Source organism: Pseudomonas sp. P867 (assembly GCF_019891455.1).
Classification (GTDB): domain Bacteria; phylum Pseudomonadota; class Gammaproteobacteria; order Pseudomonadales; family Pseudomonadaceae; genus Aquipseudomonas; species Aquipseudomonas synxantha_A.
Genome location: NZ_JAFLXB010000001.1, coordinates 694456 through 719941 on the forward strand (window position 1 = coordinate 694456; position 25486 = coordinate 719941).

Sequence of the window (25486 nt, forward strand, 5' to 3'; positions counted from 1 at the left end):
GGGGCGTGCATCCTCAAGGCGAAAGTAGATAGCCGCTGCGGTAGGCCTGCGTGCCGGCGATATGGCCGATGACCATCCCGGCAGTGGCCATGCGTCGCAGCGAACGGGCGTACAGCAGGCCGGCGTGCTCGCAGCGCACCGGCGTTACGCGGTCGGTAATGGGATCGATGATTTCGGCGAGCAGTTGCCCGGCCTCCAGGTATTGACCCGGCAAGGCACTGAACACCAGCAAGCCGCCGACCGGGCTGGTGACGGGCTCCACACCCGCCAATGGCGTGGCCGGGTAAGCCAAGGCGGGCAGGGGCGTCACATCGCCGGTAATGGCGCCGAAGTGGATCAGGTAATCGATGATGGCCTGGCAGTCCAGCGCGGCAAGGCCATGGTTTACATCGCCCTGGCCGCGCAGTTCGACGGTCACCGAAAAACTGCCCATGGGAATCGGGAAGCGCTCGCCGAAACGTTGCTGCAACTGCCACCACACCAGGGTGAAACACTCATCAAAGGACTGCCCGCCGGAGTCGGTGGCCAGCAGGTTGGCCTCGGAGCCGAGGTACCGCGCCAATGGCTCTACCTGTGGCCAGGCTTCAGGTGTGGTGTACAGGTGCGCCACGGCTTCGAAGTCGCAATGCAGGTCGAGCACCATGTCGGCATCACAGGCCAGGCGTTGCAGTACCAGGCGTTGGGATTGCAGTTGGGTCTGGGCGGTGTGCGCGGCCAGGGCGCTGGACAATGCGCTGCGGATCAAGCGGGCATTGTGCTGGGGATCATCGCCTAGCAGCTCTTCGACCTGGTTGCCGACCTCTTCGCCAAGGTCGACGAACAGGCGATTGAAGTTCTGCCCGCTTTCCAGTTCATAGCGGCCCAAGGGGATGTCCATCAACACTTGTTCGAGGCCCACCGGGTTGGCGACCGGCACCAGCACGATTTCGCTACGCAAGCGCCCGGCCGCGGCCAACTCGGCCAGGCGTACTTTCAAATGCCAGGCCACCAACATGCCCGGCAATTCATCGGCGTGCAGCGACGACTGGATGTAGACCTTGCCTGCGGCCTGCTGCGGGCCGAAGTGAAAACTGTGGATCTGCCGCGCCGTGCCGGGCACCGGCGCGATCAGGTCATGTCGCTGATGGCGCATGAAGGCTCCTTAGTGGCTCGGCCCGAGAAAGGCCAGCCAGCGGCGCTCCGCCAGGCGGAACAGGCCGACCAGGGCAAAGGTCACCGCCAGGTAGATCAACGCGGCGATGCCAAATGATTGAAAGGTCATGAAGGTGGCGGAGTTGGCGTCCCGTGCCACTTTGAGGATGTCCGGGATCGTTGCGGTAAACGCCACCGTGGTCGAGTGCAGCATCAGGATCACTTCGTTGCTGTAGTAGGGCAACGCACGGCGCAGCGCTGACGGCATGATCACGTAGGCGTACAACTTCCAGCCGCTGAGGCCGTAAGCCTTGGCCGCCTCGACTTCGCCATGCGCCATGCTGCGGATCGCCCCGGCGAAAATCTCCGTGGTGTAGGCGCAAGTGTTGAGCGCGAAGGCCAGGATGGTGCAGTTCATCGCGTCGCGAAAAAACGCATCCAGCAGCGGTTGTTCGCGTACGGCGGCAATGCTGTAGATACCGGTGTAGCAGATCAGCAACTGGATATAGAGCGGCGTACCGCGAAACAGGTAGGTGTAGAACTGCACCGGCCAACGTACCAGGCGCTTGCGCGAGACGCGGGCGATGGACAGCGGGATCGACACCAGAAAGCCGATGACCAGTGCAGCCGTCAGCAACCACATCGTCATGGCAAGGCCGGTGACGTGCTGGCCGTCGCTATAAAGGAAGGGGCGCCAGTATTCCTGCAATAGCTCGATCATCGCACTGCCTCCCGGGCGCCGGCGGAGTAGCGACGTTCCAGACGGCGCAAGACAAAGTTGGAGGCGCTGGTGATCAACAGGTAGATCAGCGCGGCGAGTACCAGGAAGTAGAACAGTTGATAGGTACTTTTGCCCGCATCCTGGGCGGCTTTCACCAGGTCTGCCAGGCCGATGATGGATACCAGCGCGGTGGCCTTGAGCATCACCATCCAGTTATTGCCTATGCCCGGCAGGGCGAAGCGCATCATCTGCGGGAAGGTCACGTAGCGAAACCGCTGCCCGCGCTTGAGCCCGTAAGCAGTGGCGGCTTCCAGTTGGCCGCGGGGCACGGCGAGGATAGCGCCGCGAAACGTTTCGGTGAAATAGGCGCCGTAGATAAAGCCCAGGGTGATCACCCCGGCGCTGAACGGGTCGATCTCGATGTATTCCCATTCCATGAAGTCGGTAAAGCTGCTGAGCCAGGTTTGCAGGCTGTAGAAAATCAGCAGCATCAGCACCAGGTCGGGCACCCCGCGAATCAGCGTGGTGTAGAGCTGGGCGGGGATACGCAGGAACGGCAGGCTGGACAGTTTGGCGCTGGCGCCGAGCAGGCCCAGCAGTACGCTGACGGCCAGGGACAGCACCGACAACTTGATGGTCATCCAGGTGCCTTGCAGCAACAGCGGGCCGAAACCCTTCAAGCTGAGCGCGCTCAACCCGAGGGTTTGCAACAGTTCTTCGAACATAAATCAGGACCTATGGCGATAGAAAAGCGCCCCTGCAGGGAGGGGCGCTCCAGGCATTATTTGCCGCTGTACAGGTTCAAATCGCCAAAGTGTTTCTTCTGGATGGTGGCGTAGGTGCCATCATCGTGTAACGCTTTGATACCTTTATCCAAAAGCGCCTTCAGTTCAGTGTTACCTTTTTTGATACCGACAGCGGTTTTCGACGGCAGCAACGGGTCGTCGATGGCGGCGCTGACTTCATAACCGGCGCCAGCCGGCGACTTGAGAAAGCCCAGTTCGGCTTGCAGCATGTCCTGCACCGACGCGTCGAGGCGGCCGGAGGTCAGGTCGGCATACACCTGATCCTGGTTGGCGTAGGCCTTGGTGGTTACCCCGGCTTTGTCCAGCACGGCCTTGGCGTAGGCTTCCTGGATGGTGCCTTGCTCGTAGCCCACAGACTTGCCCTTGAGGGACTCAGGTGTCGAGTAGCCAGCCCCTTTCTTGAACACCAGCGACGTGGGGCCGGAGAACAGCTCGGTGGAGAAGTCGATTGCCTTTTCGCGCACCGGCGTTACGGTCATGGACGAAATCACGCCATCGAACTTGTTGGCCTTGAGGCCTGGGATCATGCCGTCGAAGTCACTTTCAACCCACTTGCACTTGACCTTCAGCTCCGCGCAGATCGCATTGCCCAGGTCGATATCGAAGCCCACCAGGCTGCCGTCGGCGGCTTTGGATTCGAACGGTGCGTAGGACGGGTCGACACCAAAACGCAATTCCTTGTATTCCTTGGCGGTAGCGACACCAGCGGCCATGCACAGAGCCAGTGCAGAAAGGGTCAGCAATGCTTTTTTCATTATGTATTCCCTGGAAACCAAGATAAGCGCTTGTGGCGCGTTTAGGACTGTTACTGAACGGTGTCAGACGCAGCACAAGTAGCAATTTCTGCACCATAGTTCCGGACGGGCTTTTTAAAAGGTGGGATAAGGCAAGGCTGAGTGTAGGAGATGCCCGAAAATGGGCATCTGAAAGTGAGTGCACCATTGCAGGTCTGTGGGGATCCCAATGTGGGAGGGAGCAAGCCCCTCCCACAGGGATTTATGTCAAGTCAGTAGGTCTTGCAGTGTGGCGAGGTTGTCAGCCTCTTCCACCGTCTTGTCCTGACGCCAGCGCAACATGCGCGGAAACCGCACCGCAATCCCGCTCTTATGCCGCTTGGACAGGGCGATACCCTCAAACCCCAATTCAAACACCATGCTTGGCGTCACGCTGCTGACCGGGCCGAACTTCTCCACGGTGGTTTTGCGCACAATCGCATCGACCTTGCGCATTTCCTCGTCGGTCAGCCCGGAATAGGCCTTGGCGAACGGCACCAACGTGCGCTCGCTGCCCGGCGGGCCGTCCCATACCGCGAAGGTGTAGTCGCTGTACAGGCTGGCGCGCCGGCCATGGCCGCGCTGGGCGTAGATCAACACGGCGTCGACGCTGAAGGGGTCGACCTTCCATTTGAACCACAGGCCCATGTCCTTGGTGCGGCCCACACCGTAAAGGCCCTTGCGATCCTTGAGCATCATGCCTTCAACACCAAGGCTGCGAGAGGCTTCGCGTTGGGTCGCCAGCGCTGCCCAGGTTGGCCCCTCGATCAGCGGCGAAGGCAACAGCACCGGTTGGTTGCACACAGCGATCACCTGTTCCAATTGCGTGCGGCGCTCGGCCTGGATGTGGTTGCGCCAGTCGTCGCCCTGATACTCCAGCAGGTCGTAAGCGAGCACGGCGACGGGCGCATCCTCAAGCACCTTTTTACTCAGGGTTTTGCGACCGATCCGCTGTTGCAGCAGCGCAAAGGGTTGCACCGCGTCTTTCCACACCACGATTTCGCCATCGATCACCGTGCCGTCGGGCAGGCCACTGACCAGGCTGTGAAGCTCGGGGAAACGCTCGGTCACCAACTCTTCGCCTCGTGACCAGATCCACAGGCGCCCCTCGCGCTTGACCAACTGCGCACGGATGCCATCGAACTTCCATTCCACCTGCCAGTCGGCGAGGGGGCCGAGCAGGCTGTCGAATTGCTCGACGGGTTGCGCCAGCCCGTGGGCGAGAAAAAACGGATACGGCTGCCCGCCACGTTGTGCATGTTCATCGGATGATTCGGCAGCGATCAGCTTGAGATAACCCTCGGCTGTAGGACGGTTGGACAGGTCGGTATAGCCCACCAACCGCTGCGCCACGCGCTTGCTATCCAGATTGGCCATGGCGGCAAGGGCGCGGGTAACCAGCAGTTTGGAGACGCCGACGCGAAAGCTGCCGGTGATCAACTTGATGCACACCATCAGGCTCGGTTGATCCAGTTGCGCCCATAGCGCCGGCAGGCGCGCGGCAAGGTCCATGGGCGATAGACCGCGCAGCGGCAGCAGTTTTTCTTCCAGCCACACGGCAAGCCCGTCTTCAGAGCTGTAGGTCGATTCGGGGAGCAGCAGGGAGATGGTTTCGGCCAGGTCGCCTACGGACTGGTAGCTTTCTTCGAACAACCACGGCTCGATGCTCGCCGCCTCAGTCGCCATATCCCTGAGCAAGCGTGTGGGCACCAGTTGCCGTGGTCGCCCTCCGGAGAGGAAGTACACCGCCCATGCCGCATCTTCCGGCGGCGCTTGCAGAAAGTAGGCTTGCAGGGCTGCGAGCTTGGCATTGCTGGAGGTGGTGGCGTCAAGGTTGGCGTACAGCTCGGCGAAGGCTTTCATGCCGTGGCCTCTTCTTCGTCATCACCGTATTCGGTGCTGAAGCCCTGGGCGTCCAGGCCCTTTTCTCGCAGGTGGCGTACCAGCACGCCGACCGAACCGTGGGTAACCATCACCCGTTCGGCGCCGGTTTGTTCGATGGCCCACAACAGCCCGGGCCAATCGGCATGGTCTGACAGTACAAAGCCGCGATCCACCCCACGCCGGCGCCGTGTACCGCGCAGGCGCATCCAGCCGCTGGCGAAGGCGTCGCTGTAGTCGCCAAAACGGCGCATCCAGGTGCTGCCGCCGGCGGAGGGCGGGGCGATGATCAAGGCTTGGCGCAGCAACGGGTCGGTCTTCTTGAAATCCCCGGCATACAGGGTTTCGGGAATGTAGATGCCGGCCTCGCGGTAGACCCGGTTCAACGGCTCGACGGCGCCATGGCTGAGGATCGGACCGATGCTGGCGTCGAGGCCATGCAGAATGCGCTGGGCCTTGCCGAAGGAATAGCAGAACAGCACGCTGGCCTTGCCCGTGGCGATATTGGCCTGCCACCAGTCATTGATCCCGGCAAAGATCTGCGCTTGGGGCTGCCATCGGTAGATCGGCAGGCCAAAAGTGGATTCGGTGATAAAGGTGTGGCAACGCACCGGCTCGAAAGGCGCGCAGGTGCCATCGGGTTCGACCTTATAGTCGCCGGACGCGACCCAGACTTCACCCTGATATTCCAGGCGCACTTGAGCCGAACCGAGCACGTGACCGGCTGGATGGAAACTCAAGGTAACACCGTGATGCACCAACTGCTCGCCATAGGCCAGGGTTTGCAGGTTGATGTCCTGGCCCAGGCGCCAGCGCAGGATACCTTCGCCGGGGGCGGCGGCCAGGTAGTGTTGGTTGCCGGTGCGGGCGTGGTCGCCGTGGGCGTGGGTGATGACCGCACGTTCCACTGGGCGCCAGGGGTCGATATAGAAATCACCCGCAGGGCAATAGAGGCCTTCGGGGCGGGCGATGACGAGGTCCATGGGGTGACCGGGGAGATGGGCTTGTTAGTTATGAGGCGGGGCTGGGTGTAGAAGTTCTATCTGAATGCATGGGATCCAAATGTGGGAGGGGGCTTGCTCCCGATAGCAGAGTTCAGTCAACGAATGTGTTGACTGTCACACCGCTATCGGGAGCAAGCCCCCTCCCACATTTGGATTCGGTTTCTGCTGGGAAACCGGGTTACTTGCCGGGCGTCAGGGTCAACCTGATCTTGCCATACACCTTTTCAAAGTTCTGCGGCTGCATCGGGAAGCTCAGGTATTGCGCCTTGAGCGCCGGGTCGATGCCGTTGGCATAGTTCGGACTGGCCGGGTTGCCGGACTGGCCGATACCGCCCTGGCCCAGCATGGGTTCGGCCAGGCCGAAGTCGATGATCATGCGCAGCGCCGATACCTGGGTGGTGTTGAAATCCTCACCCCAGTTATACGGCGCCGGGTTCAAGGTGTTGTGGTCGCCACCACTGGCGAAGGGACCGCGAATCACCTGGCCACTGGTGTTTTTCCAGGTGGTGCTGTGCAGCTTGCCCCACTGCCAGGCTTTGTGATCGGCACCCAGTTGGCTGTCACCGGCAGAGATAGCGGCGGCAAGCGTGCGGGCCAGGATTGCGGGTTTGTCTTCTTTTTGCGGTGTACGCGTGTCATCCCAGAATGGGCTGTCTTCACGGCCCAGCAGGTGGTCGGCGATGGCCGAGTAGGACAGGCTGGCGTTGCTGACAAAGGCTTTCCAGCTGGCGCTGCCTTGCGGGCCGAGTTTGTCGAGGAAAATCTGCCTGGCGCTTTCCTGCAGGAACAGCTCGTAGATCGCCGCGTCAGCTGAGGTTGGCGCAAGGCGACCATCGAAGGCCATCAGGCGCTCCAGTGCTTCGTGGGCCTGGGCACGCTCCGCTGCCGGTAGGGCGTCGATTGCCTGCTTGAGCGGCTGGGCCATGCCCGGGGCCTGGAACATGCTCTTGAGCTTGGCGGCGAAGGTCGTGGTCTGGTCGTATTGCATGGCAATCAGGCTGCGGCTGTCATGCTTGCCGGCACCGGCCAATTGCGCCAGACGTTCGCTGCGCTCCGGTGCGCCCCAGGAGTTGGACAACTGCATCCCGTAGCCACGCGGTGCGGTGCGCTGGTTGGCCGTGCCGATCCAGCCCTGGGCCGGGTCCTGGTCGTAGGGGTGCAGCATCGCATCGGCATAACCGTCCCAGTCAAAGCGCGTGTCCCAACCCGGCGATGGCAACAGGCCCTCGCCCTCGCGGCGGTTGGGGAAGCGACCGGTGACTTGCCAGCCGATATTGCTGGCGTCGGCAAAGATCATGTTCAACGCGATGGCGCGAATCTCGCGAGTGGCGTCCGAGGCCTTGCCGGCGTTTTGCGCACGGGACAGGTCGAAGAACGCGTCCAGGCTCTTGTCTTCCTTGAAGTCGGCAGTCTGCAGGGCCAGGCCAAGACCGCTGGTGAGGGCCTGGCTACTATTGAGCAGCGCGCCGTGACGGGTTTCGTACACCGTTTCGCGAATCGAGCGCTGGCCCTTGATAAAGAAGGTTTCGTTGCGCACGCCAGCCGGCAGCCATTTGCCGTTGTTCTCGTAGTACAACGCGTTGCCCTGGCGCTTGACCTTCTCCAGGAACAGGTCCTGGGTGTCGCCCTTGACCGCGCTCATGCTCCACGCCACCTTGCCGTTGAAACCGGATAGCAGGGTCGGCAGGCCAGCGATCGAAGCACCCACGGCCTGATATTTAGGCGCGCGAATCTGCACGTAGCTCCATGGCGACGGGGCTTGTGGCGTGGCGGCGATATCGTTGGCCAGGAGGCTTTTGCCGCTGCGGCTGCGTTGCGGGGCGATGGCCCAGTTGCTTGAGGTGGTGACCCCGAGCGTGTTGAGGCCGCTCAACTGCTGGCTTACCGTGTCCAGGGCGGCGAGGCCGCTGATCTGCCCCAGGTTCACGCCCTTGAGCTTGTCGGCCTCGGCCAGCGGCACGGCTTCGTCCGGCGCGCTTGGGATGAGCCAGGCGAGTTTGTCGACGCCGACCTTTTGCGCCAGCACCAAGGACGAAATCTCTTCCTGCAGGTTGCTCGACTCGCTGAAATTGAGCAGGCAGAACAGCAGCGCCGAGTCTTCCGGCTTCCAGTATTCGGGTGTGTAACCGCTTTGGGCCAGGTCCGCCGGCAGCTTGTCGCGATAGCGGAACAGGTAGGCATTGACGCCCCGGGCATACACTTCAAAGAAGCGCTTGAGGCGCGGCGACGAGGCGTTGTACAGCTCGCCCGCGCTTTTCTTGAGGTTGACCGCACGCATGAAACGGTCGACATCCAGCACTTGCGGCCCGGACATTTCCGCCAGGCGGCCCTGTGCCAGCAGGCGCAAGGTGACCATCTGGGTAATGCGGTCGCTGGCGTGCACATAACCAAGGCTGAACAGCGCGTCGTGGAAGGTGTTGCTTTCGATCAGCGGCATGCCTTGGGCATTGCGGCGTATCGATACATTCTGTGCCAGGCCCTTGATTGGCTGTACGCCAGCCACGGGTGGCAGGGTGTCCTGGGTGTTCTGGAGCTGGCAACCCGCCAGGCCCAAGGCACTGGCCACTGCCGCGGCAACGCCGAACCGGGGAAGAAAGTGTAAGAGGGCTGGCGAGGCCATGGCAAAGCTCCTGCGGGGGGTAGCGTCAGTAAAGGCGCTACGTTAGTGAGCGCGGCGAAACGACGCAAGCGGGAGTTGTGTAATTGCGTGAGTGCTCAAGCTATGTGCAAATCAATGTAGGAGGGAGAAAGCCCCCTCCCACATTTTGATCATCAGTGCGGCTTATGCGCCATGGCACTTCTTGAATTTCTTCTCGCTGCCGCACGGGCAAGGATCGTTGCGGCCAACATCCTTCAAGGCGTTGCGCACCGGTTCCTGGTGAGCGTGGCCGCAGTTCGGCCCGTGGACATGGCCGTGGTCGTGATCATGGTGATCGTGATCGTGGTTGCAGTCAGGACCATGGACATGGGGTTGCTGAGTCATCGATGTTGCTCCGGAATAAAATCGCCGGGGATTATCTCGCCATTGTGAGCCACCTGCACGTCATTACCGATGAATAATCCGGTTTTCAGCTCGCCCTCCAGACGATAGGGCACGGGGCGCTCGGGATTTTTCAGCATCTGCACCACATCGCGTACGCGCGGCCAGAGGTTGGTGCGTACCGAGACCCGGAAGACTTTATGACCGCGCGGCGGCACGGTCAGCCATTCATTGGATTCGCCTTCGGTCAACACCAGATCGCCAAGGGTGACCTTGTAGATCAGGCCGCGCACGGTCAGGTCGGCATCGTCGCGGTTGTCCACGCGAAAGTAGAGTTTGAATTTCTGCTCCAGCAGCTTGGCGCGCACGACTTCGACCTTCACCAGCGATACGTGAGGCGGCGGCGAGTCATCTTCGAACCACGAGGCGCAGCCGGTCAGGCCCAGGGTTAACGCCAGCATCAAGCTATAAATCCGAAGCATGGCGTTATCCCTGTGAGTGAATTAAAGGTAGCTGGAACAGCACTTCTTGAACTTCTGCCCACTGCCGCACAGGCACGGGTCATTACGCCCGGCCTTCAGTTCCACCGTCGGGTCTATGAAGTACCAGCGCCCCTCATTCTGTACGAAAGAAGACTGCTCGCGGTGGCTATGTTCGCCGGTGCTGTCATGCCAGCGCGCAGTAAAGGTGACGAATGCGTGTTCCGGCTGGCCGCCGAAGACCTCGGAGCTTTCCACCTCAAGGCCCAGCCAGGTGCTCTGCGCACTCCAGGCGGCGATGGCGTCGCGGTCCAGACCGGCCTGTTGCGCGGGCAGGGTGGTGGCCACCAGGTAATCGACCAGGCCCATCACATAGGCGCTGTAGCGCGAGCGCATCAACGCACTGGCACAGGGCGCCGGGTGGCCGGCGTGATAATGGCCGCAGCAGGCATCCAGCAGATTGCCGCTGCCGCACGGGCAAATGGATGTACTCATCGGGTTACCACCAATACTTTCCAAAATTCTCCGGGTTGGCCCAGAAGCGTGCGTTGAGCCAGTCGGGCACTTGTTTATAGTCAAGCAGATCATAGGTAAACAGCGTCAGAACTTGCTCATCGCGCTGGAATCGCTCGCCGGCTTGCAGGGCCAGGGAAAAGAAGTCGGTGTCCTTCCATTCGCAGGCGCGCAGGTCGACCAGCACCGCGATCCGGCTGGCATTGAGGTTTCGAATGCCGCCCAGAAGCGTCAGACCTTGAGGCTTGGGCAAGTGTTCAAGGCAATCGACTACCAGCGCCAAATCAAAACGCTGCGCTGCCAGTTCGGCAGGCAGTGGCCCAGGTGCGGCGACACAGACGTTCACATCCGGGTGCGCGGTTTTAAACGCCTCCAGCGCCGGAAACTGGCTGGCGCCCAATAACAGCAGGCGTTTGGGCTGGTGCAACTCAAGCAGGGCAGCCAGGGCTTGCTGGGGTGTACGGGAAGAAATTCCAGCGGTCATTGCAGATCCTCACATCAGGACGGTAGAGACTAGCGCGGCTGGGCGTGCGAGCCTAGGACATTGCGGTCAAGGCCACGGCGGCTTGTACCGTACCTGCGGAAGTTTTTTGATCCTTCACTGGCAAATCGCCGGTAGAAGTCGTTACTGTGCGCTCAAAGAAAAATTTGAAAGTACTCAGGAGCCCCATGATGCGTAAGGTTTTTCTGTTGGCCCTGTTGGTCAGCCCCATTGCCCTGGCCCAGAGCGTCAGTGTCGAAACCAACTCGTTGATGCGCCTGCCCAGCAGTACCAGCGTGTTGCAGCTTGAGCGCCTGGACGTGGCGGACTATGGCACTTTGCTGATTCCGGCCACTATCAGTCAGGTCACTGTGGATGAGTTGCACCTGGGGCGTGACGCACGCATCACCATTGTTCCCGGCGCTAGCGCGCTGCAAATGCAAGTGCGCCAGGCGCAACTGGAGCAGGGTAGCCAGATCACGTCCCGCGGCGCCCCCGGCACCCATGAAAAACCTGCCAAGGCTGGGCGTGACCTGACCTTGCGGATCAATTCCCTCACTGCTGAAGTGTTGTCGGTAGACGCCCGCGGCGGTGCCGGTGCCCAAGGGTACGCGGGCCTGGACGGCGCCAACGGCGTGGACCCAGGCTGCACCTGGGGTTCGGCCGGGCGCGGGTTTAACGGTGACAACGGCGGTGACGGCCTGCCGGGTGCGGCGGGTGCGCAGGTACGCCTGGAGTTGCCGCAGGACTTCCCGATTGAGCAAATCAAGGTCTGGGTGGACGGCGGTGCCGGTGGGTTGCCTGGCGTGGCGGGTAAACCTGGCAAGGGTGGGCAGTCCAAGGGCTGCCTGGTGTACCGCGCCGATGGTGGCGACAAGGGCCGGCCTGGGCTTGAAGGGCAGCCGGGGCCGGCTGGGCCTGCGGGGGCGGTGACTATTCAGCGGCTCTGAGTCGACTGTTCCGACTTGCCCCCGATGGCGGCCTTAGGGCCGACCAGGATGCTGGATCAGACCGAGTACATATCCGTTGTTTGGGTAACGGCTGCTATTGGTTCCGCCCTTACGGCGGGTCACTTTCGAAAAGCCGGAATGCCGGCCCAGGCGAAAGTAACCAAAGCGCTCTTGCCCCACCACTCGGCACCTCGCCTGGGCTCGGTGTGCCCGTAATCCGCCATGGATTTGGGGGGCCGCCGCCACGCGCCATCCATGGCGCGGGGCGGCTAAACCGGCATCCCTGCCGGTTTACCCCCCAAATCCCTGTCGAATTCCGGCCAGCGTGGTTTGACGGGGCGCCTGAGATCAAAAGCAGAGCAAGATCAAGGTCAAGAGCGGCTCGCTTCGCATCGTGGTTACCGTTGGGTGCTGCGAACTGCAGTTGTGTAGATATCCACACCCCGATGGCAGTGCAAGCCTCGCCTTCAAAACATCGGCCGGGCCGAAGCAATCGCCACCACCACCAACCCCACAATCAAATTAACCCCCACCAACTTGCGAATCTGCCCCAACGCAGCCGCGCCCGCCGGCCAATCCTCAGCCGCCACCGCGGCCTTCAGTTCAGGAAACTTCAACGCCTGGATGCGGATAAACAGCGCGGTCATCACCAGATACAACCCCATCATCACCTGCACATAGCGCGGCGCGGTTTCAAAACCGTTGAAGCGCAGTTGCAGCAAACCAACGCCGCTGATCGGCAAAATCACGACCGCGACCCACACCCACACAAAAAAACGTTGAAACACATTTGCCCACAACTTGAGCCGGGCAGGGCCCTCAAGGGCCGCCATGGCGGCGGGTCGCAGGATCATCCAGGCGAAAAACATACCGCCGACCCAAATCAGGGCGGCCAGTACATGCAGGGTGTAAGCGAGGCTAAACGCGGTCATTGTGGTACTCCGTTCTGCGCGGGATTAATTAGCGGGGTATGATAGCGGCCGATCCGAACCACTGAAAATTTATCCAGCGTTTTTTGCGCCCGACTATCCATGATCAGCACTGAACTCAAAACCACGATCCAGGGCGCCTATTCGCGTTTTCTCGAAGCCAAGAGCTTGAAACCGCGCTACGGCCAACGCCTGATGATCGCCGAAGTGGCGAAAGTCCTCGGGGATATCGACACCGACGACGAAGGTCGCCGCGAGGGCGAACCTGCGGTCGTGGCCGTCGAGGCCGGCACCGGTACTGGCAAGACTGTGGCCTACAGCCTGGCCGCGATCCCCACCGCCAAGGCCGCCGGCAAGCGCCTGGTAATCGCCACCGCCACCGTCGCCCTGCAAGAGCAGATTGTCTACAAAGACTTGCCCGACCTGATGCGCAACAGCGGCTTGAGCTTTACCTTCGCCCTGGCCAAGGGCCGTGGCCGCTACATGTGCCTGTCCAAGCTCGACGTGTTGCTGCAGGAAGGCCATGCGCAAACCGCCACCGCGTCGCTGTTCGAAGAAGAAGGCTTCAAGATCGAGGTCGACGAGGCCAGCCAGAAGCTGTTTACCAGCATGATCGAGAAACTGGCCGGCAACAAATGGGACGGCGACCGCGACAGCTGGCCCACCGCCCTGGAAGACTCCGACTGGGCGCGCCTGACCACCGACCACAGCCAGTGCACCAATCGCCATTGCCCCAATTTCGGCCAGTGCGCCTTCTACAAGGCCCGCGAAGGCATGGGCAAGGTGGATGTCATCGTCACCAACCACGACATGGTGCTGGCCGACCTGGCACTGGGCGGCGGCGCGGTGCTGCCCGACCCACGCGACACGCTTTATGTGTTCGACGAAGGTCACCACCTGCCGGACAAAGCCATCGGCCACTTCGCCCATTACACGCGCCTGCGTTCCACTGCCGACTGGCTGGAAACCACTGCCAAGAACCTCACCAAGTTGCTGGCCCAGCATCCGCTGCCCGGCGACCTGGGCAAGCTGATCGAACAGGTGCCGGAACTGGCGCGGGAGATCAAGACCCAACAGCAATTCATGTTCAGCGCCTGCGAACAGGTGGCCGACTTCAAACCCGGCGAAGATGTCGAGGGCCGTGAGCGCCCGCGCCACCGTTTTGTCGGCGGCATGATCCCCGAGCACATGCGCGAAATGGGCATCGAGCTGAAGAAAGGCTTTTCACGCCTGACCGACTTGTTCACCCGCCTTACGGATTTGCTCAAGGAAGGCATGGATGGCGAGGTTAATATCGGTATCGCCAGCAACCAGGCCGAGGAGTGGTACCCGCTGTTCGGCAGCCTGTTGTCCCGCTCCCAGGGCAACTGGGAGCTGTGGACCGCGTTCACCGTGGAAGATCCGGAAGACAACCCGCCCATGGCCCGTTGGCTTACCCTGTCGGAAAGCGGTGCGCTGTTTGATATCGAGGTCAACGCCAGCCCGATCCTGGCCGCTGAAATGCTGCGCCGCAACCTGTGGAACGTGGCCTACGGCTGCCTGGTAACGTCGGCCACGCTGACCGCCCTGGGCACCTTTGATCGCTTCCGTATGCGCGCCGGCCTGCCGAAAAAGGCCGTTACCGCTGTGGTACCGAGCCCGTTTCATCATGCCGATGCCGGTGTGCTGCGCGTACCGGACCTCAAGGCTGACCCTCGGGATGCGGCGGCCCACACGGCGGCGATCATTCGCGATCTGCCGTCACTGGTGGAAGGTTCGCGCGGCACCCTGGTGCTGTTCTCGTCGCGCAAACAGATGCAGGACGTGTTCGATGGCCTCGATCGCGACTGGCGCAAACAGGTGTTTATCCAGGGCAACCTGTCCAAGCAGGAAACCCTGAACAAGCACAAGGCGCGGGTCGACGGCGGTGATTCCAGCGTATTGTTCGGCCTGGCAAGTTTTGCCGAGGGCGTGGACTTGCCTGGCGCTTATTGCGAACACGTGGTGATCGCCAAGATCCCGTTCTCGGTGCCCGATGATCCGGTCGAGGCCGCACTGGCCGAATGGATCGAAGCCCGTGGCGGCAACCCGTTCATGGAAATCTCGGTGCCGGATGCCTCATTGAAGCTGGTGCAGGCCTGCGGGCGCTTGCTGCGCACCGAGCAAGACCGCGGCACCATCACCTTGCTTGACCGCCGCCTGGTCACCCAACGCTATGGCAAAGCTATCCTCAATGCGTTGCCGCCGTTCAGGCGCGAAATTTCTTAAACCCCCGTGGGCGAATTCGCCCACTTTGTGGTCTATCTCATCACTATCACCAGGCCATTCACCGGCCGTTTGGGAGAACCTTGTTCGTATGATTCGCACGCTGCCCGCTCTTTTTGCCTTGCTGTTCGCTGCGCCGTTGATGGCCGCGCCTGCCGGGCAACAAACGCTGTTCAACTTCGTCCGGCCTGCCGATGTGGTCAAGGTGGCGACTCAGGACGCCAGCCTGCCCCAATACAACGCCGAACAAACTCCCGAAGGCGAGGTGCTGCGCCGTATCACCTTCAACCCGGCGGCCGAGCCAAGCCTGGTGCTCAGCCCGCAATCCGGTGTGTGGGACTGGTCGCAATCGAGCGCCATGAGCCTGCGTATCCAGAGCGCGATGAACTGGGCACTGACCCTCTACGTCAAGGTGCAGAGCGCCGACGGCAAGACCCTGGTCAGCCGCATCGACCTGCCGGCCGGGCCTGCGCAGACCCTGCTGGTACCATTGCAAGCCAACTCGCCACTGAGCCAGGGCATGAAGGCTGGCCCGCCGATGCCGATGACCGTGGATGGTCAGCGCGTATTGCTGGCCGGCAGTGCCGGCGAAATCGACCGCAGCCAGGTAGTGTCGGTGACCCTGTCGATGATCAAGCCCAATGCCGCCCAAAGCATCCTGCTGGAGCGCTTTGGCGTGCAGGACAGCGAGCCGGTAATGACGGCCGCCTACAGCGAATTGGTCGATGCTTTTGGCCAATCCACCCGGGCGCGCTGGCCGGAAAAGGTCAGCAGCGACGAGCAGCTCAAGGCGTCGGCTGCCAAAGAGCAGCAGCAGCTCAAAACCTGGTTGGCTGAGCGAGACAAATCCTCCCTGGACCAATACGGCGGCTGGAACAAAGGCCCGGCGTTCGATTCCAGCGGCTTTTTCCGCACAGAGAAGCGCGACGGCCGCTGGTATCTGGTGACGCCTGAAGGTCATCCGTTCTATTCACTGGGGGTCAACACCGTGGCTGCGGATAACAGCCAGACCTACGTGGCAGGGCGTGAGTGGATGTTCGCGGCGTTGCCCAAGGCCGGCGAACCCTTCGACAAGTATTACGGCAGCAGCGATAACCGCACCGGCAACGGTGCCGGCGAAGGTCGCGGCTTTGGTTCGGGGCGTTGGTATGACTTTTATGGCGCCAACCTGCAGCGCACTTACGGCGGCGAGGGTTTGGACCAGAAGCGCTGGGTGACGCACACCCTGGACCGTCTGCAAGCCTGGGGTTTCAATACCGTGGGCAACTGGAGCGACGAGGACCTGGCCACTGCCGACCGCGTGCCTTATACCCTGCCGCTGTCGATTGTGGGTGACTACGCGAGCATCAGCACCGGCACCGACTGGTGGGGCGGTATGCCCGATCCGTTCGATCCACGTTTTGCCATGGCCACCGAACGCGCCGTGGCCATCGCCGCTCGTGATCACCGCGACGATCCGTGGTTGATCGGCTTTTTTGCCGACAACGAACTGGCCTGGGCCGGTCCTGGCGACGATGCAAAATCCCGCTACGCCTTGGCTTACGGCACCCTGCGCATGACCACCGATGTTCCGGCCAAGCGCGCTTTCCTCAAGCAGCTGCGTGACAAATATCGCAACGAAGAAGGTCTGTCCAAAGCCTGGGGCATTCAACTGGCGGGTTGGGAACTGATGGAAGACCCAGGCTTCGAACCACCGATGCCCAGCCCTGAACACCCGGAAATCGAAGCTGACTTCAAGTACTTCCAGAAGACCTTCGCCGACGCTTACTTCAAGACCATTTCCGACTCGCTGAAGTGGCACGCGCCGAATCAACTGTTGCTGGGCGGCCGTTTTGCCGTGAGCACCCCGGAAGCAGTGGCGTCGTGCGCGCAGTATTGCGATGTGTTGAGCTTCAACATGTACACCCTAAAACCCCAGGACGGTTATGACTTCGCCGCCCTGCGTGCGTTGGACAAACCTGTGTTGATCACCGAATTCAACTTCGGCTCGGCCGACCGTGGCCCGTTCTGGGGCGGCGTGACGCAATTGGCCCGCGAAGAAGATCGCGGTACGGCGTACGCCACGTTCCTCAAGCAGGCCATGGCCGAGCCGTCGATTGTTGGCGTGCACTGGTTCCAGTACCTGGACCAGCCGGTCACCGGGCGTCTGCTGGATGGCGAAAACGGCCATTTCGGCCTTGTCGGCATCACCGATGTACCTTTCCAGGGCTTCGTTGACAGTGTGCGCAAGAGCAACCTGGCGGCGGTCGACCAGTTGGGCCGTGAGGCGCAAAAAGCCAAGGCGACCCGCACGGCGCGTGAAAGTGAAGGCGCCAAGCAGGGGCAGGGCGGCAAAGGCGCAGGGCAGGGCGCTGGACATGCCGGTGGGCACTCCGGCAACGGTCATTGATTCGTCGTTGACGGGTTCACAAAACCCACAATGGCTGAAAGAATGGCGGCCACTTTTTCATGGTGCTTTGCGAGGGGAATCAGGTGCAGATTCAGGGTCATTACGAGCTGCAGTTCGAAGCGGTACGCGAAGCCTTTGCCGCATTGTTCGATGATCCCCAGGAGCGTGGTGCCGGGCTGTGCATCCAGGTAGGCGGGCAAACCGTCGTCGATCTGTGGGCCGGTACTGCCGACAAGGACGGAGCCGAAGCCTGGCACAGTGATACCATCGTCAACCTGTTCTCCTGCACCAAGACCTTCACGGCTGTCACTGCCTTGCAACTGGTGGCCGAGGGCAAGCTCAAGCTTGATGCACCGGTGGCTGACTACTGGCCGGAATTCGCGGCGGCGGGCAAGGAGGCGATCACATTGCGCCAGTTGCTCTGCCACCAGGCCGGGCTGCCGGCCATCCGCGAAATGCTGCCTACCGAAGCCCTGTATGACTGGCAACTGATGGTCGACACCCTGGCGGCCGAGGCGCCGTGGTGGACACCAGGCGAGGGTCATGGCTACGAGGCGATTACCTACGGCTGGCTGGTCGGCGAACTGTTGCGCCGCGCCGATGGGCGCGGGCCGGGTGAGTCGATCGTGGCACGGGTCGCACGGCCGCTGGGGCTGGACTTCCACGTTGGCCTGGCGGATGCAGAGTTTTATCGGGTGGCCCATATAGCGCGCAGCAAGGGCAATATGGGGGATGAGGCCGCGCAACGGTTACTTCAAGTAATGATGCGCGAACCGGCGGCGATGACCACACGGGCATTTGCCAATCCACCGTCTATTCTGACCAGTACTAATAAGCCCGAATGGCGACGCATGCAGCAGCCCGCGGCAAATGGTCACGGTAATGCGCGCAGCCTGGCCGGGTTTTATAGCGGTTTGTTGGACGGTAGTTTGCTGGAAAGCGACATGCTCGAACAATTGACCCGTGAACACAGTATTGGGCCGGATAAAACCTTATTGACCCAAACCCGTTTCGGCCTGGGCTGCATGTTGGATCAACCGCAGCTGCCCAATGCCACGTTCGGCCTCGGGCCACGTGCTTTCGGGCATCCCGGCGCAGGGGGCTCAGTGGGTTTTGCCGACCCTGAACATGATGTAGCGTTCGGTTTTGTGACTAATACCCTGGGCCCTTACGTACTTATGGACCCGCGTGCGCAGAAGTTGGTCGGAATATTGGCCGGTTGTCTATAAACCCCTTGCTGTTTCACAATTTTTTGTTACAAAGGCAAGTATAAAAAGATGCTGAACGACATGTTGTAACTTGAATGTTCTTTAAGCGTCTGTTTAACGGGTCATCAGGCCCCCTGGTTTTTTCTCATTTTGTGGATATCTCATGTTATCGAACAAGTCCTTGGCACTGGCGCTGTGCCTCACTATTACAGGTTGCGCACAAACTCCACAAAATGATGCCGAAGGTGGGCATTGGTGGTCATTTGGATCGGACAAGGCTGCGACCAAGGACGCAGTGACCCAAACCGACGCCAAGCCGGATGCCAAACCAGCTGCTGGCGCCAAGCCTGTTGAACCTGTCGCCGCTGCTGCTGCACCTGCTTCGCCCGCCAAGGCTGATACCGGCTACAGCTGGTGGCCGTTCTCCACCAAGAGTGCCGAAGAAAAAGCCGCCGATGCCAAGGCCGACCTGAAAGCCGACCTGAAGGCCGCAACCCCGACTTCCGACGCGGCACCTGTCGTCGCCAAGACCGACGCCGAACCCCGCTGGTGGTGGCCGTTCGAAAGCAAGCCAAAGCCGTTGGCCAAGGTCGACGTGACCAATGTGCCAATGCCTGACCCGAAAATCACCCAAGCCTGGCTGGACGACTACGAGCCACGCCTGCGCGAGGCCATCAAGGGTAGTTCGCTGCAACTGGAGCGTCGCGACAACGTGCTGGTCGTGATTGCCCCGGTAGACGGTTCCTACAACCCGAAGCGTCCGGCGATGCTGCTGCCGGTGACTTTGGGCCCGTTCACTCGTGTGGCCAAGGCCGTTGAGGCTGATCCCAAGACCGCCGTACTGGTTCTGGGCCACGTCGATGCCACCGGCAGCGCTCCTGCGAGCCAGGCGTTGAGCAAGGAGCGTGCGCAGTCGATTGCTTCGATCTTCAGCCTCAGTGGTTTGAAGCAGGACCGCTTGATGCTGCGTGGCATGGGCGACCTTATGCCGCGTGCCGCCAACGACAGCAACCAGGGGCGTGCGCTGAATCGTCGCATGGAAATCATGTTCACTCAGCGTACAACGATGCTTGCACTGCTGAGCCAGTACAATTCGGGCAAGACGCCACCGGTTGCTGAAATGGTTGCCGTGCAGAATGCTCCAGCCCCGGCACCAGCGGCAAAAGCACCAGCCAAGAAGGCTCCGGCCAAGAAAGCGGCCGCCAAGCCAGCGGCTAAAAAGGCCGCGGCCAAACCTGCTGCGAAGAAGCCGGCTGCAACCAAAGCCAAGGCTGCTGCACCCGCTTCGAACGACCAGGCGAAAAACTGAGCCGTTGAACCATAAGGATAAAGCCGCATGACCCAGGCACTGGCTGATATGCGCCGTGACTACACACGGGACGGTTTGAGCGAGGCCCAGGCCCCCGGCGAGCCGTTTGCGTTGTTCCACCAATGGTTTGGCGACGCGGTGAAAACCGAACAGCCGCCGGTGGAGGCCAATGCCATGACCCTGGCGACGGTCGACCAGGACGGTCGCCCGCACTGTCGCATCCTGTTGCTCAAGGGCCTGGATGCACAGGGCTTTACCTTCTTCACCAACTACCAGAGCGCCAAGGGTGAGCAACTTGCGGCGCGGCCGTTTGCGGCCATGACGTTCTTCTGGCCGACCCTGGAACGCCAGGTGCGTATTGAAGGGCGCGTGGTCAAGGTCACCCCTGAAGAGTCGGATGCCTATTACCAGGTGCGCCCGTTGGGCAGCCGCCTCGGCGCCTGGGCATCCCCGCAGAGCAGGGTCATTCGTGACCGTGAAGAGCTGCACGATCTGCTCAAGGCCACCGAACAGCGTTTCAGCGATACCCAGCCCGATTGCCCCGAGCATTGGGGTGGGTACCGTTTGCTGCCCGAGCGCATCGAGTTCTGGCAGGGCCGCGCCAGCCGCCTGCATGATCGTCTCAACTATCGTGTACAAGACGCTCAATGGATCCGCGAGCGTCTGGCGCCCTGAGCGTCACCTTTCGTCATTGCGCCTGAATCATGCCCATTGCGCCGACGTCTCTATTCAGGAGACTTCGGCGCTTTTGATTGTGCGGCTACAATGATCAAGCAGCTGATGGCACCGTTGCGCACCACAGTTAGGCTACCGTTGGTCGTGTTTTCTGGTGCTGGCAGTCTGTACTCAGGCTGAATGAAAGCAATTTTCTGCCCGGCTTGCCGTGACAGGCGCCAAGCCACAGCGTTTAATGAATACCTGTCCTTTGGAGTTGATGCTATGCGTAAGTCCGTTTTACTAGTTGCCTGCTTTACCACCCTGTCATTGCTGTTGGGTGGCTGCGCCTCGAGTCTGACCGGCGACTCGTACTCCCGTGATGAGGCGCGTCGCGTTCAGACCGTGCGCATGGGTACCATCGAATCCCTGCGTCCGGTGAAAATCGAAGGCACCAAGACCCCAATCGGCGGCGCTGCTGGCGCAGTCATCGGTGGTGTTGGCGGCAGCGCCATCGGTGGCGGCCGTGGCAGCATCGTCACCGCTGTAATCGGCGCGGTCGCGGGCGGCCTGCTGGGCTCGGCCACCGAAGAAGGCCTGACCCGCACCCAGGGCGTGGAAATCACCGTGCGCGAAGACGACGGCAGCATGCGCGCCTACGTACAAGCCGTGCAGGAAAATGAAATCTTCCGCATCGGTGACCGCGTACGCATCATGACCGTTGACGGTACCAGCCGCGTTACTCGCTAAGCGGTAAGTAATCGGGCAAAGAAAACCCCAACCGGGTGACCGGTTGGGGTTTTTTTATGCTGCTTTCCCAGGGGCTCAGGCTTTTTTGCGACTCGCCATCGCCGTCACCGCATACCCGATAAAGGCTGCCAAGATCGATCCGGTCAGAATCCCCATGCGGTCTTCACCGGCAAACTCGCTGGCACCCGGCACAAACGCCAGGGAGCCGACAAACAGGCTCATGGTGAAGCCGATACCGCACAGAACAGCCACGCCAAGAACCTGACCCCAGTTGGCGCCGCTGGGCAGGGACGCGATACCAGTCTTGATCGCCAGCCAAGTGAGGCCGAACACACCGATGGTCTTGCCGATCAACAGGCCGGCGGCGATGCCCATGGGCACGGAATGGGTGAAGCTCTCCAGGCTCACGCCGGTGAGGGAAACCCCGGCATTGGCGAACGCGAACAACGGCAGGATGGCGTAGGCCACCCACGGGTGCAGGGCGTGCTCCAGGGTCAGCAGCGGTGAGGTTTCGGCATTCCGGGTGCGCAGTGGAATGCAGAATGCCAGGGTCACACCGGCCAGTGTGGCATGCACACCGCTCTTGAGTACGCACACCCACAGGATCAGGCCGATGATCAGGTAAGGCCCAAGCTTGATCACGCCCAGGCGATTCATCGCAATCAAGGCAATCAAGCAAGCCCCCGCGCCCGCCAGGGACGCGCCGGACAAGTCAGCGGAATAGAACAGCGCGATGACGATGATGGCGCCGAGGTCATCAATGATTGCCAGGGTCATCAGGAACAACTTCAGCGACACCGGTACGCGCTTGCCCAGCAGTGCCAGCACGCCCAGAGCGAACGCGATATCCGTGGCCATCGGGATCGCCCAGCCGGCGAGGGCGGCCGGGTTGTCCTTGTTCAGCGCCCAGTAGATCAGCGCCGGCACCACCATGCCGCCGATGGCCGCTGCGCCGGGCAGCACAACCTGGGAAGGCTTGGAGAGGTGACCATCGAGCAGTTCGCGTTTGACCTCCAGGCCGATCAGCAGGAAAAACAGAGCCATCAGGCCGTCGTTTATCCACAGCAGTGCCGGCTTGGCGATTTTCAACGCGCCGACCTGGGCAACCACAGGTGTATCGAGAAACGCGTTGTACAGGTGCGACAACGGTGAGTTGTTGATGATCAGCGCCAAAGCGGCAGCGGCGATCAACAACAGACCACTGGCGGCTTCCAGCTGGAAGAAACGAGTAAAAGTGCTACGCAGAGGCAAGGGATGCTCTCCATTTGAGGTTCAATAGGTGGGTACCCTAACCCGTACAGTTAGTTGTTAAAACAAAAGTTATATTCTTATTTGTTATAAGAGATGAGTCGGGTTGTAGATGCGTAAAAGACTAGCAGTTGTGTGTCAAATTGAGTCGGTACTGTATCTGTGTGAGGTGTACGAAACATCTTAAGATTCAGGCTGAAAACCTTAGAGAGTCCACCATGAGCGACCACCGTACCTGGGCCCGCGAAGCCATTCGCATCATTGAAGCGGACTTCCAGCGGAGCGCCGACACCCACCTGATCCCGTTGCCGTTACCTGGGTTGCCCGGCATCGAGTTGTACTTCAAGGACGAATCCAGCCACCCCACAGGCAGCCTGAAACACCGGCTGGCTCGCTCGCTGTTTTTGTACGCGCTGTGCAATGGATGGCTCAAGCCGGGCGCCCCGGTGATCGAAGCGTCCAGCGGTTCCACAGCCATCTCTGAAGCCTACTTCGCTCGCCTGTTGGGGTTGCCGTTCATTGCCGTCATGCCGGCCACCACCTCCCAGGAAAAGATCGCCCAGATCGCCTTCTACGGTGGCAAGAGCCATCTGGTTCAGGACCCGACGCAGATCTACGCCGAATCCGAACGCCTGGCCCAGGAAAGTGGTGGTCACTTCATGGACCAGTTCACCTACGCCGAGCGTGCTACCGACTGGCGCGCAAACAACAACATTGCCGAATCGATCTTCCAGCAGATGCGCTTCGAGCAGCACCCGGAGCCCAGTTGGTTGATTTCCAGCCCCGGCACTGGCGGCACCACCGCGACACTGGGCCGCTACGTACGTTATCGCCAGCATTGCACCCGCGTGCTGTGTGCCGATGCCGAGCGCTCGGTGTTTTTCGACTTCTACCAGAGCGGCGACGCCAGCCTGCGCCTGGAGTGTGGTTCGCGAATCGAAGGGATTGGTCGCCCGCGTGTCGAGGCGTCGTTTCTGCCGGCGGTGATTGATGCGATGGTCAAGGTGCCAGACGCCTTGTCATTGGCGGCCATGCATTACCTGGCTGGGCGTTTGGGACGACGGGTCGGCGGTTCCAGCGGGACCAACCTGATCGGCGCGTTGGTAGCAGCGCACCAGATGAAAGCGGCGGGAGAATCGGGCTCGATCGTAGCGATCTTGTGTGATGGCGGCGAGCGTTATGCCACGACCTATTACGATCAGGCGTGGTTGGCGGGGCAGGGGTATGAGTTGGATGGGTTGGTTGCGGCGGTGGCTGCGAGCGTAGAGCAGGGCGAGTCTCTACCGACCAGCATCCTGCGCGCCAATATCTGACCGGGCGCAAATCAAAATGTGGGAGGGAGCAAGCCCCTCCCACATTTTTTACTACAGTGTTCTCAGGCTTCGATGCCCAACATATCCCGCGCCAACGCCTCGGCAATCCGAATCCCGTCAACACCCGCCGACAGAATCCCGCCGGCATAACCGGCGCCTTCCCCGGCTGGGAACAGGCCTTTGACGTTCAGGCTCTGCATCGACTCATCGCGGGTAATGCGCAAGGGTGACGAAGTGCGAGTCTCGATGCCGGTCAACACTGCATCGTGCAGCGAATAGCCTTTGATCTGCTTTTCGAACGCCGGCAACGCTTCGCGGATGGCTTCGATGGCGAAGTCCGGCAAGGCCAGGGCCAGGTCGCCCATTGACACGCCGGGCTTGTAGGACGGCTCCACACTGCCGATGGCAGTGGACGGTTTGCCGGCGATAAAGTCCCCCACCAGTTGCGCCGGTGCCTCGTAGTTGCTGCCGCCGAGGATATAGGCGTGGGACTCCAGGCGCTCCTGCAATTCGATACCGGCCAGCGGGCCGCCCGGGTAATCCACCTCGGGGGTGATGCCGACCACGATGCCGGAGTTGGCGTTGCGTTCATTACGCGAATACTGACTCATGCCGTTTGTCACGACGCGGTTCGGTTCTGAGGTCGCAGCCACCACGGTACCGCCAGGGCACATGCAGAAACTGTAGACCGAGCGACCATTCTTGGCGTGGTGCACCAGCTTGTAGTCCGCTGCGCCCAGTTTCGGATGGCCTGCGTATTTGCCCAGGCGTGCGGCGTCGATCAGCGACTGCGGGTGTTCGATACGGAAACCCACCGAGAACGGCTTGGCTTCCATGTACACGCCGCGATCATGGAGCATACGGAAGGTGTCACGGGCACTGTGGCCCAGGGCAAGAATCACGTGCCTGGAAAGGATCTGCTCGCCGCCGTCGATGACCACGCCGTTCAACTGTCCGTCTTCGATCAACACATCCGTGACCCGTTGTTCAAAGCGCACTTCACCGCCCAGGGCGATGATTTGCTCGCGCATGTTCTCTACCACGCCGGTCAGGCGGAAAGTGCCGATATGCGGCTTGCTGACATAGAGGATCTCTTGCGGTGCACCGGCCTTGACGAACTCGTGCAGCACTTTGCGGCCGTGGAATTTCGGGTCCTTGATCTGGCTGTACAGCTTGCCGTCGGAGAAGGTCCCGGCACCGCCTTCACCGAACTGCACGTTGGACTCGGGGTTGAGCACGCTTTTACGCCACAGGCCCCAGGTGTCCTTGGTGCGTTGGCGCACTTCCTTGCCGCGTTCGAGGATGATCGGCTTGAAGCCCATCTGCGCCAGCAGAAGCCCGGCGAAGATCCCGCAGGGGCCAAAACCCACCACGATCGGCCGTTCAACCAAGCCTGCCGGCGCCTGGCCCACGACCTTGTAGCTGACATCCGGCGCGGGATTGACGTTGCGGTCATCGGCAAACTTGAGCAGCAGGGCGGCTTCGCCCTTGACGTTCAGGTCGACGGTGTAGATGAAGCACAGCTCCGACGACTTTTTACGGGCGTCGTAGCTGCGTTTGAACAGGGTGAAATCGAGCAGGTCATCACTGGCGATGCCCAGGCGCTGCACGATGGCAGGCCGCAGGTCTTCTTCGGGATGGTCGATGGGCAGCTTGAGTTCGGTGATTCGTAACATGACAGGATCCGGTAGGCGGCGGGCAAGGAGGCCGGCTGTTTTGCAAA

General features: G+C 61.2%; 22 protein-coding genes. 8 read left to right on the forward strand and 14 right to left on the reverse strand.

The window, feature by feature from the left end; all coding sequences use genetic code 11:
- Nucleotides 1-13: 13 nt before the first annotated feature.
- The 11 genes from J1G33_RS03175 to J1G33_RS03225 form a co-directional block, all read right to left on the reverse strand.
- The gene (locus J1G33_RS03175; RefSeq protein WP_032877355.1) at nucleotides 14-1132 is read right to left on the reverse strand and encodes a succinylglutamate desuccinylase/aspartoacylase family protein; all 1119 of its coding nucleotides are present in this window, start codon (nucleotides 1130-1132) and stop codon (nucleotides 14-16) included.
- 9 nt (nucleotides 1133-1141) lie between these two features.
- Entirely contained in the window at nucleotides 1142-1852 is a 711-nt protein-coding gene (locus J1G33_RS03180; RefSeq protein ID WP_005785779.1) for an ABC transporter permease, read from the reverse strand.
- On the reverse strand, nucleotides 1849-2577 hold the full coding sequence (locus J1G33_RS03185) for an ABC transporter permease (RefSeq protein ID WP_005785781.1): 729 nt from the start codon (nucleotides 2575-2577) through the stop codon (nucleotides 1849-1851). The genes J1G33_RS03180 and J1G33_RS03185 overlap by 4 nt, the downstream gene beginning before the upstream one ends.
- A gap of 56 nt (nucleotides 2578-2633) precedes the next feature.
- Nucleotides 2634-3413 (reverse strand): transporter substrate-binding domain-containing protein, encoded by a 780-nt coding sequence (locus tag J1G33_RS03190; protein WP_005785784.1) that lies wholly within the window; start codon nucleotides 3411-3413, stop codon nucleotides 2634-2636.
- 246 nt (nucleotides 3414-3659) lie between these two features.
- Entirely contained in the window at nucleotides 3660-5294 is a 1635-nt protein-coding gene (locus J1G33_RS03195) for an ATP-dependent DNA ligase (protein ID WP_223017675.1), read from the reverse strand.
- A complete protein-coding gene (locus J1G33_RS03200) occupies nucleotides 5291-6295 on the reverse strand; it encodes a ligase-associated DNA damage response exonuclease (protein WP_032877352.1) in 1005 nt (334 codons plus the stop codon). The genes J1G33_RS03195 and J1G33_RS03200 overlap by 4 nt, the downstream gene beginning before the upstream one ends.
- A 199-nt stretch (nucleotides 6296-6494) precedes the next feature.
- Nucleotides 6495-8936 (reverse strand): penicillin acylase family protein, encoded by a 2442-nt coding sequence (locus J1G33_RS03205; protein ID WP_223017676.1) that lies wholly within the window; start codon nucleotides 8934-8936, stop codon nucleotides 6495-6497.
- Between the two features lie 162 nt (nucleotides 8937-9098).
- Nucleotides 9099-9299, reverse strand: a complete 201-nt coding sequence (locus J1G33_RS03210; protein ID WP_003189235.1) for an SEC-C metal-binding domain-containing protein — start codon at nucleotides 9297-9299, stop codon at nucleotides 9099-9101.
- On the reverse strand, nucleotides 9296-9778 hold the full coding sequence (locus tag J1G33_RS03215; protein ID WP_005785795.1) for an LEA type 2 family protein: 483 nt from the start codon (nucleotides 9776-9778) through the stop codon (nucleotides 9296-9298). Before J1G33_RS03215 ends, J1G33_RS03210 begins: the two co-directional genes overlap by 4 nt.
- A 21-nt stretch (nucleotides 9779-9799) precedes the next feature.
- The gene (locus J1G33_RS03220; RefSeq protein WP_032877350.1) at nucleotides 9800-10270 is read right to left on the reverse strand and encodes a YchJ family protein; all 471 of its coding nucleotides are present in this window, start codon (nucleotides 10268-10270) and stop codon (nucleotides 9800-9802) included.
- A gap of 4 nt (nucleotides 10271-10274) precedes the next feature.
- Nucleotides 10275-10772 (reverse strand): DUF6231 family protein, encoded by a 498-nt coding sequence (locus tag J1G33_RS03225; RefSeq protein ID WP_032877349.1) that lies wholly within the window; start codon nucleotides 10770-10772, stop codon nucleotides 10275-10277.
- Between the two features lie 188 nt (nucleotides 10773-10960).
- Between J1G33_RS03225 and J1G33_RS03230 the strand changes: the two genes are divergently transcribed.
- Nucleotides 10961-11719 (forward strand): collagen-like protein, encoded by a 759-nt coding sequence (locus J1G33_RS03230; RefSeq protein ID WP_032877348.1) that lies wholly within the window; start codon nucleotides 10961-10963, stop codon nucleotides 11717-11719.
- Between the two features lie 467 nt (nucleotides 11720-12186).
- Here J1G33_RS03230 and J1G33_RS03235 read toward each other — a convergent pair whose 3' ends face one another.
- Nucleotides 12187-12651: a CopD family protein gene (locus J1G33_RS03235; RefSeq protein ID WP_032877347.1), complete on the reverse strand. Its 465-nt coding sequence runs from the start codon at nucleotides 12649-12651 to the stop codon at nucleotides 12187-12189.
- A 99-nt stretch (nucleotides 12652-12750) separates the two neighbouring features.
- On the opposite strand from J1G33_RS03235, the gene dinG reads away from it, so the two are divergent.
- From dinG to J1G33_RS03265, 6 genes are all read left to right on the forward strand, one after another.
- Nucleotides 12751-14895, forward strand: coding sequence for an ATP-dependent DNA helicase DinG (gene dinG, locus J1G33_RS03240; protein WP_005785803.1), 2145 nt, complete (start codon nucleotides 12751-12753; stop codon nucleotides 14893-14895).
- 88 nt (nucleotides 14896-14983) lie between these two features.
- Nucleotides 14984-17281, forward strand: coding sequence for a beta-galactosidase (locus J1G33_RS03245; RefSeq protein WP_223017677.1), 2298 nt, complete (start codon nucleotides 14984-14986; stop codon nucleotides 17279-17281).
- An 83-nt stretch (nucleotides 17282-17364) separates the two neighbouring features.
- Nucleotides 17365-18510 carry an EstA family serine hydrolase gene (locus J1G33_RS03250; RefSeq protein ID WP_032881067.1) on the forward strand — a complete coding sequence of 382 codons (1146 nt, stop codon included), beginning with the start codon at nucleotides 17365-17367 and terminating at the stop codon, nucleotides 18508-18510.
- A gap of 142 nt (nucleotides 18511-18652) precedes the next feature.
- Complete coding sequence (locus J1G33_RS03255) at nucleotides 18653-19798, forward strand: OmpA family protein (protein WP_005785808.1); 1146 nt, start codon at nucleotides 18653-18655, stop codon at nucleotides 19796-19798.
- Between the two features lie 27 nt (nucleotides 19799-19825).
- Nucleotides 19826-20473, forward strand: coding sequence for a pyridoxamine 5'-phosphate oxidase (pdxH, locus tag J1G33_RS03260; RefSeq protein ID WP_032877344.1), 648 nt, complete (start codon nucleotides 19826-19828; stop codon nucleotides 20471-20473).
- Nucleotides 20474-20737: 264 nt separating this feature from the next.
- Entirely contained in the window at nucleotides 20738-21202 is a 465-nt protein-coding gene (locus tag J1G33_RS03265; protein WP_003189251.1) for a glycine zipper 2TM domain-containing protein, read from the forward strand.
- A gap of 75 nt (nucleotides 21203-21277) precedes the next feature.
- On the opposite strand, the gene nhaA is transcribed toward J1G33_RS03265, so the two are convergent.
- Nucleotides 21278-22453 carry a Na+/H+ antiporter NhaA gene (gene nhaA, locus J1G33_RS03270; protein ID WP_005785813.1) on the reverse strand — a complete coding sequence of 392 codons (1176 nt, stop codon included), beginning with the start codon at nucleotides 22451-22453 and terminating at the stop codon, nucleotides 21278-21280.
- Nucleotides 22454-22668: 215 nt separating this feature from the next.
- On the opposite strand from nhaA, the gene J1G33_RS03275 reads away from it, so the two are divergent.
- Nucleotides 22669-23763, forward strand: coding sequence for a PLP-dependent cysteine synthase family protein (locus J1G33_RS03275; protein ID WP_223017678.1), 1095 nt, complete (start codon nucleotides 22669-22671; stop codon nucleotides 23761-23763).
- Between the two features lie 62 nt (nucleotides 23764-23825).
- Here the strand turns inward: J1G33_RS03275 and J1G33_RS03280 are convergent, their stop codons facing one another.
- Nucleotides 23826-25439 carry an NAD(P)/FAD-dependent oxidoreductase gene (locus J1G33_RS03280; protein ID WP_223017679.1) on the reverse strand — a complete coding sequence of 538 codons (1614 nt, stop codon included), beginning with the start codon at nucleotides 25437-25439 and terminating at the stop codon, nucleotides 23826-23828.
- Nucleotides 25440-25486 lie beyond the last annotated feature (47 nt).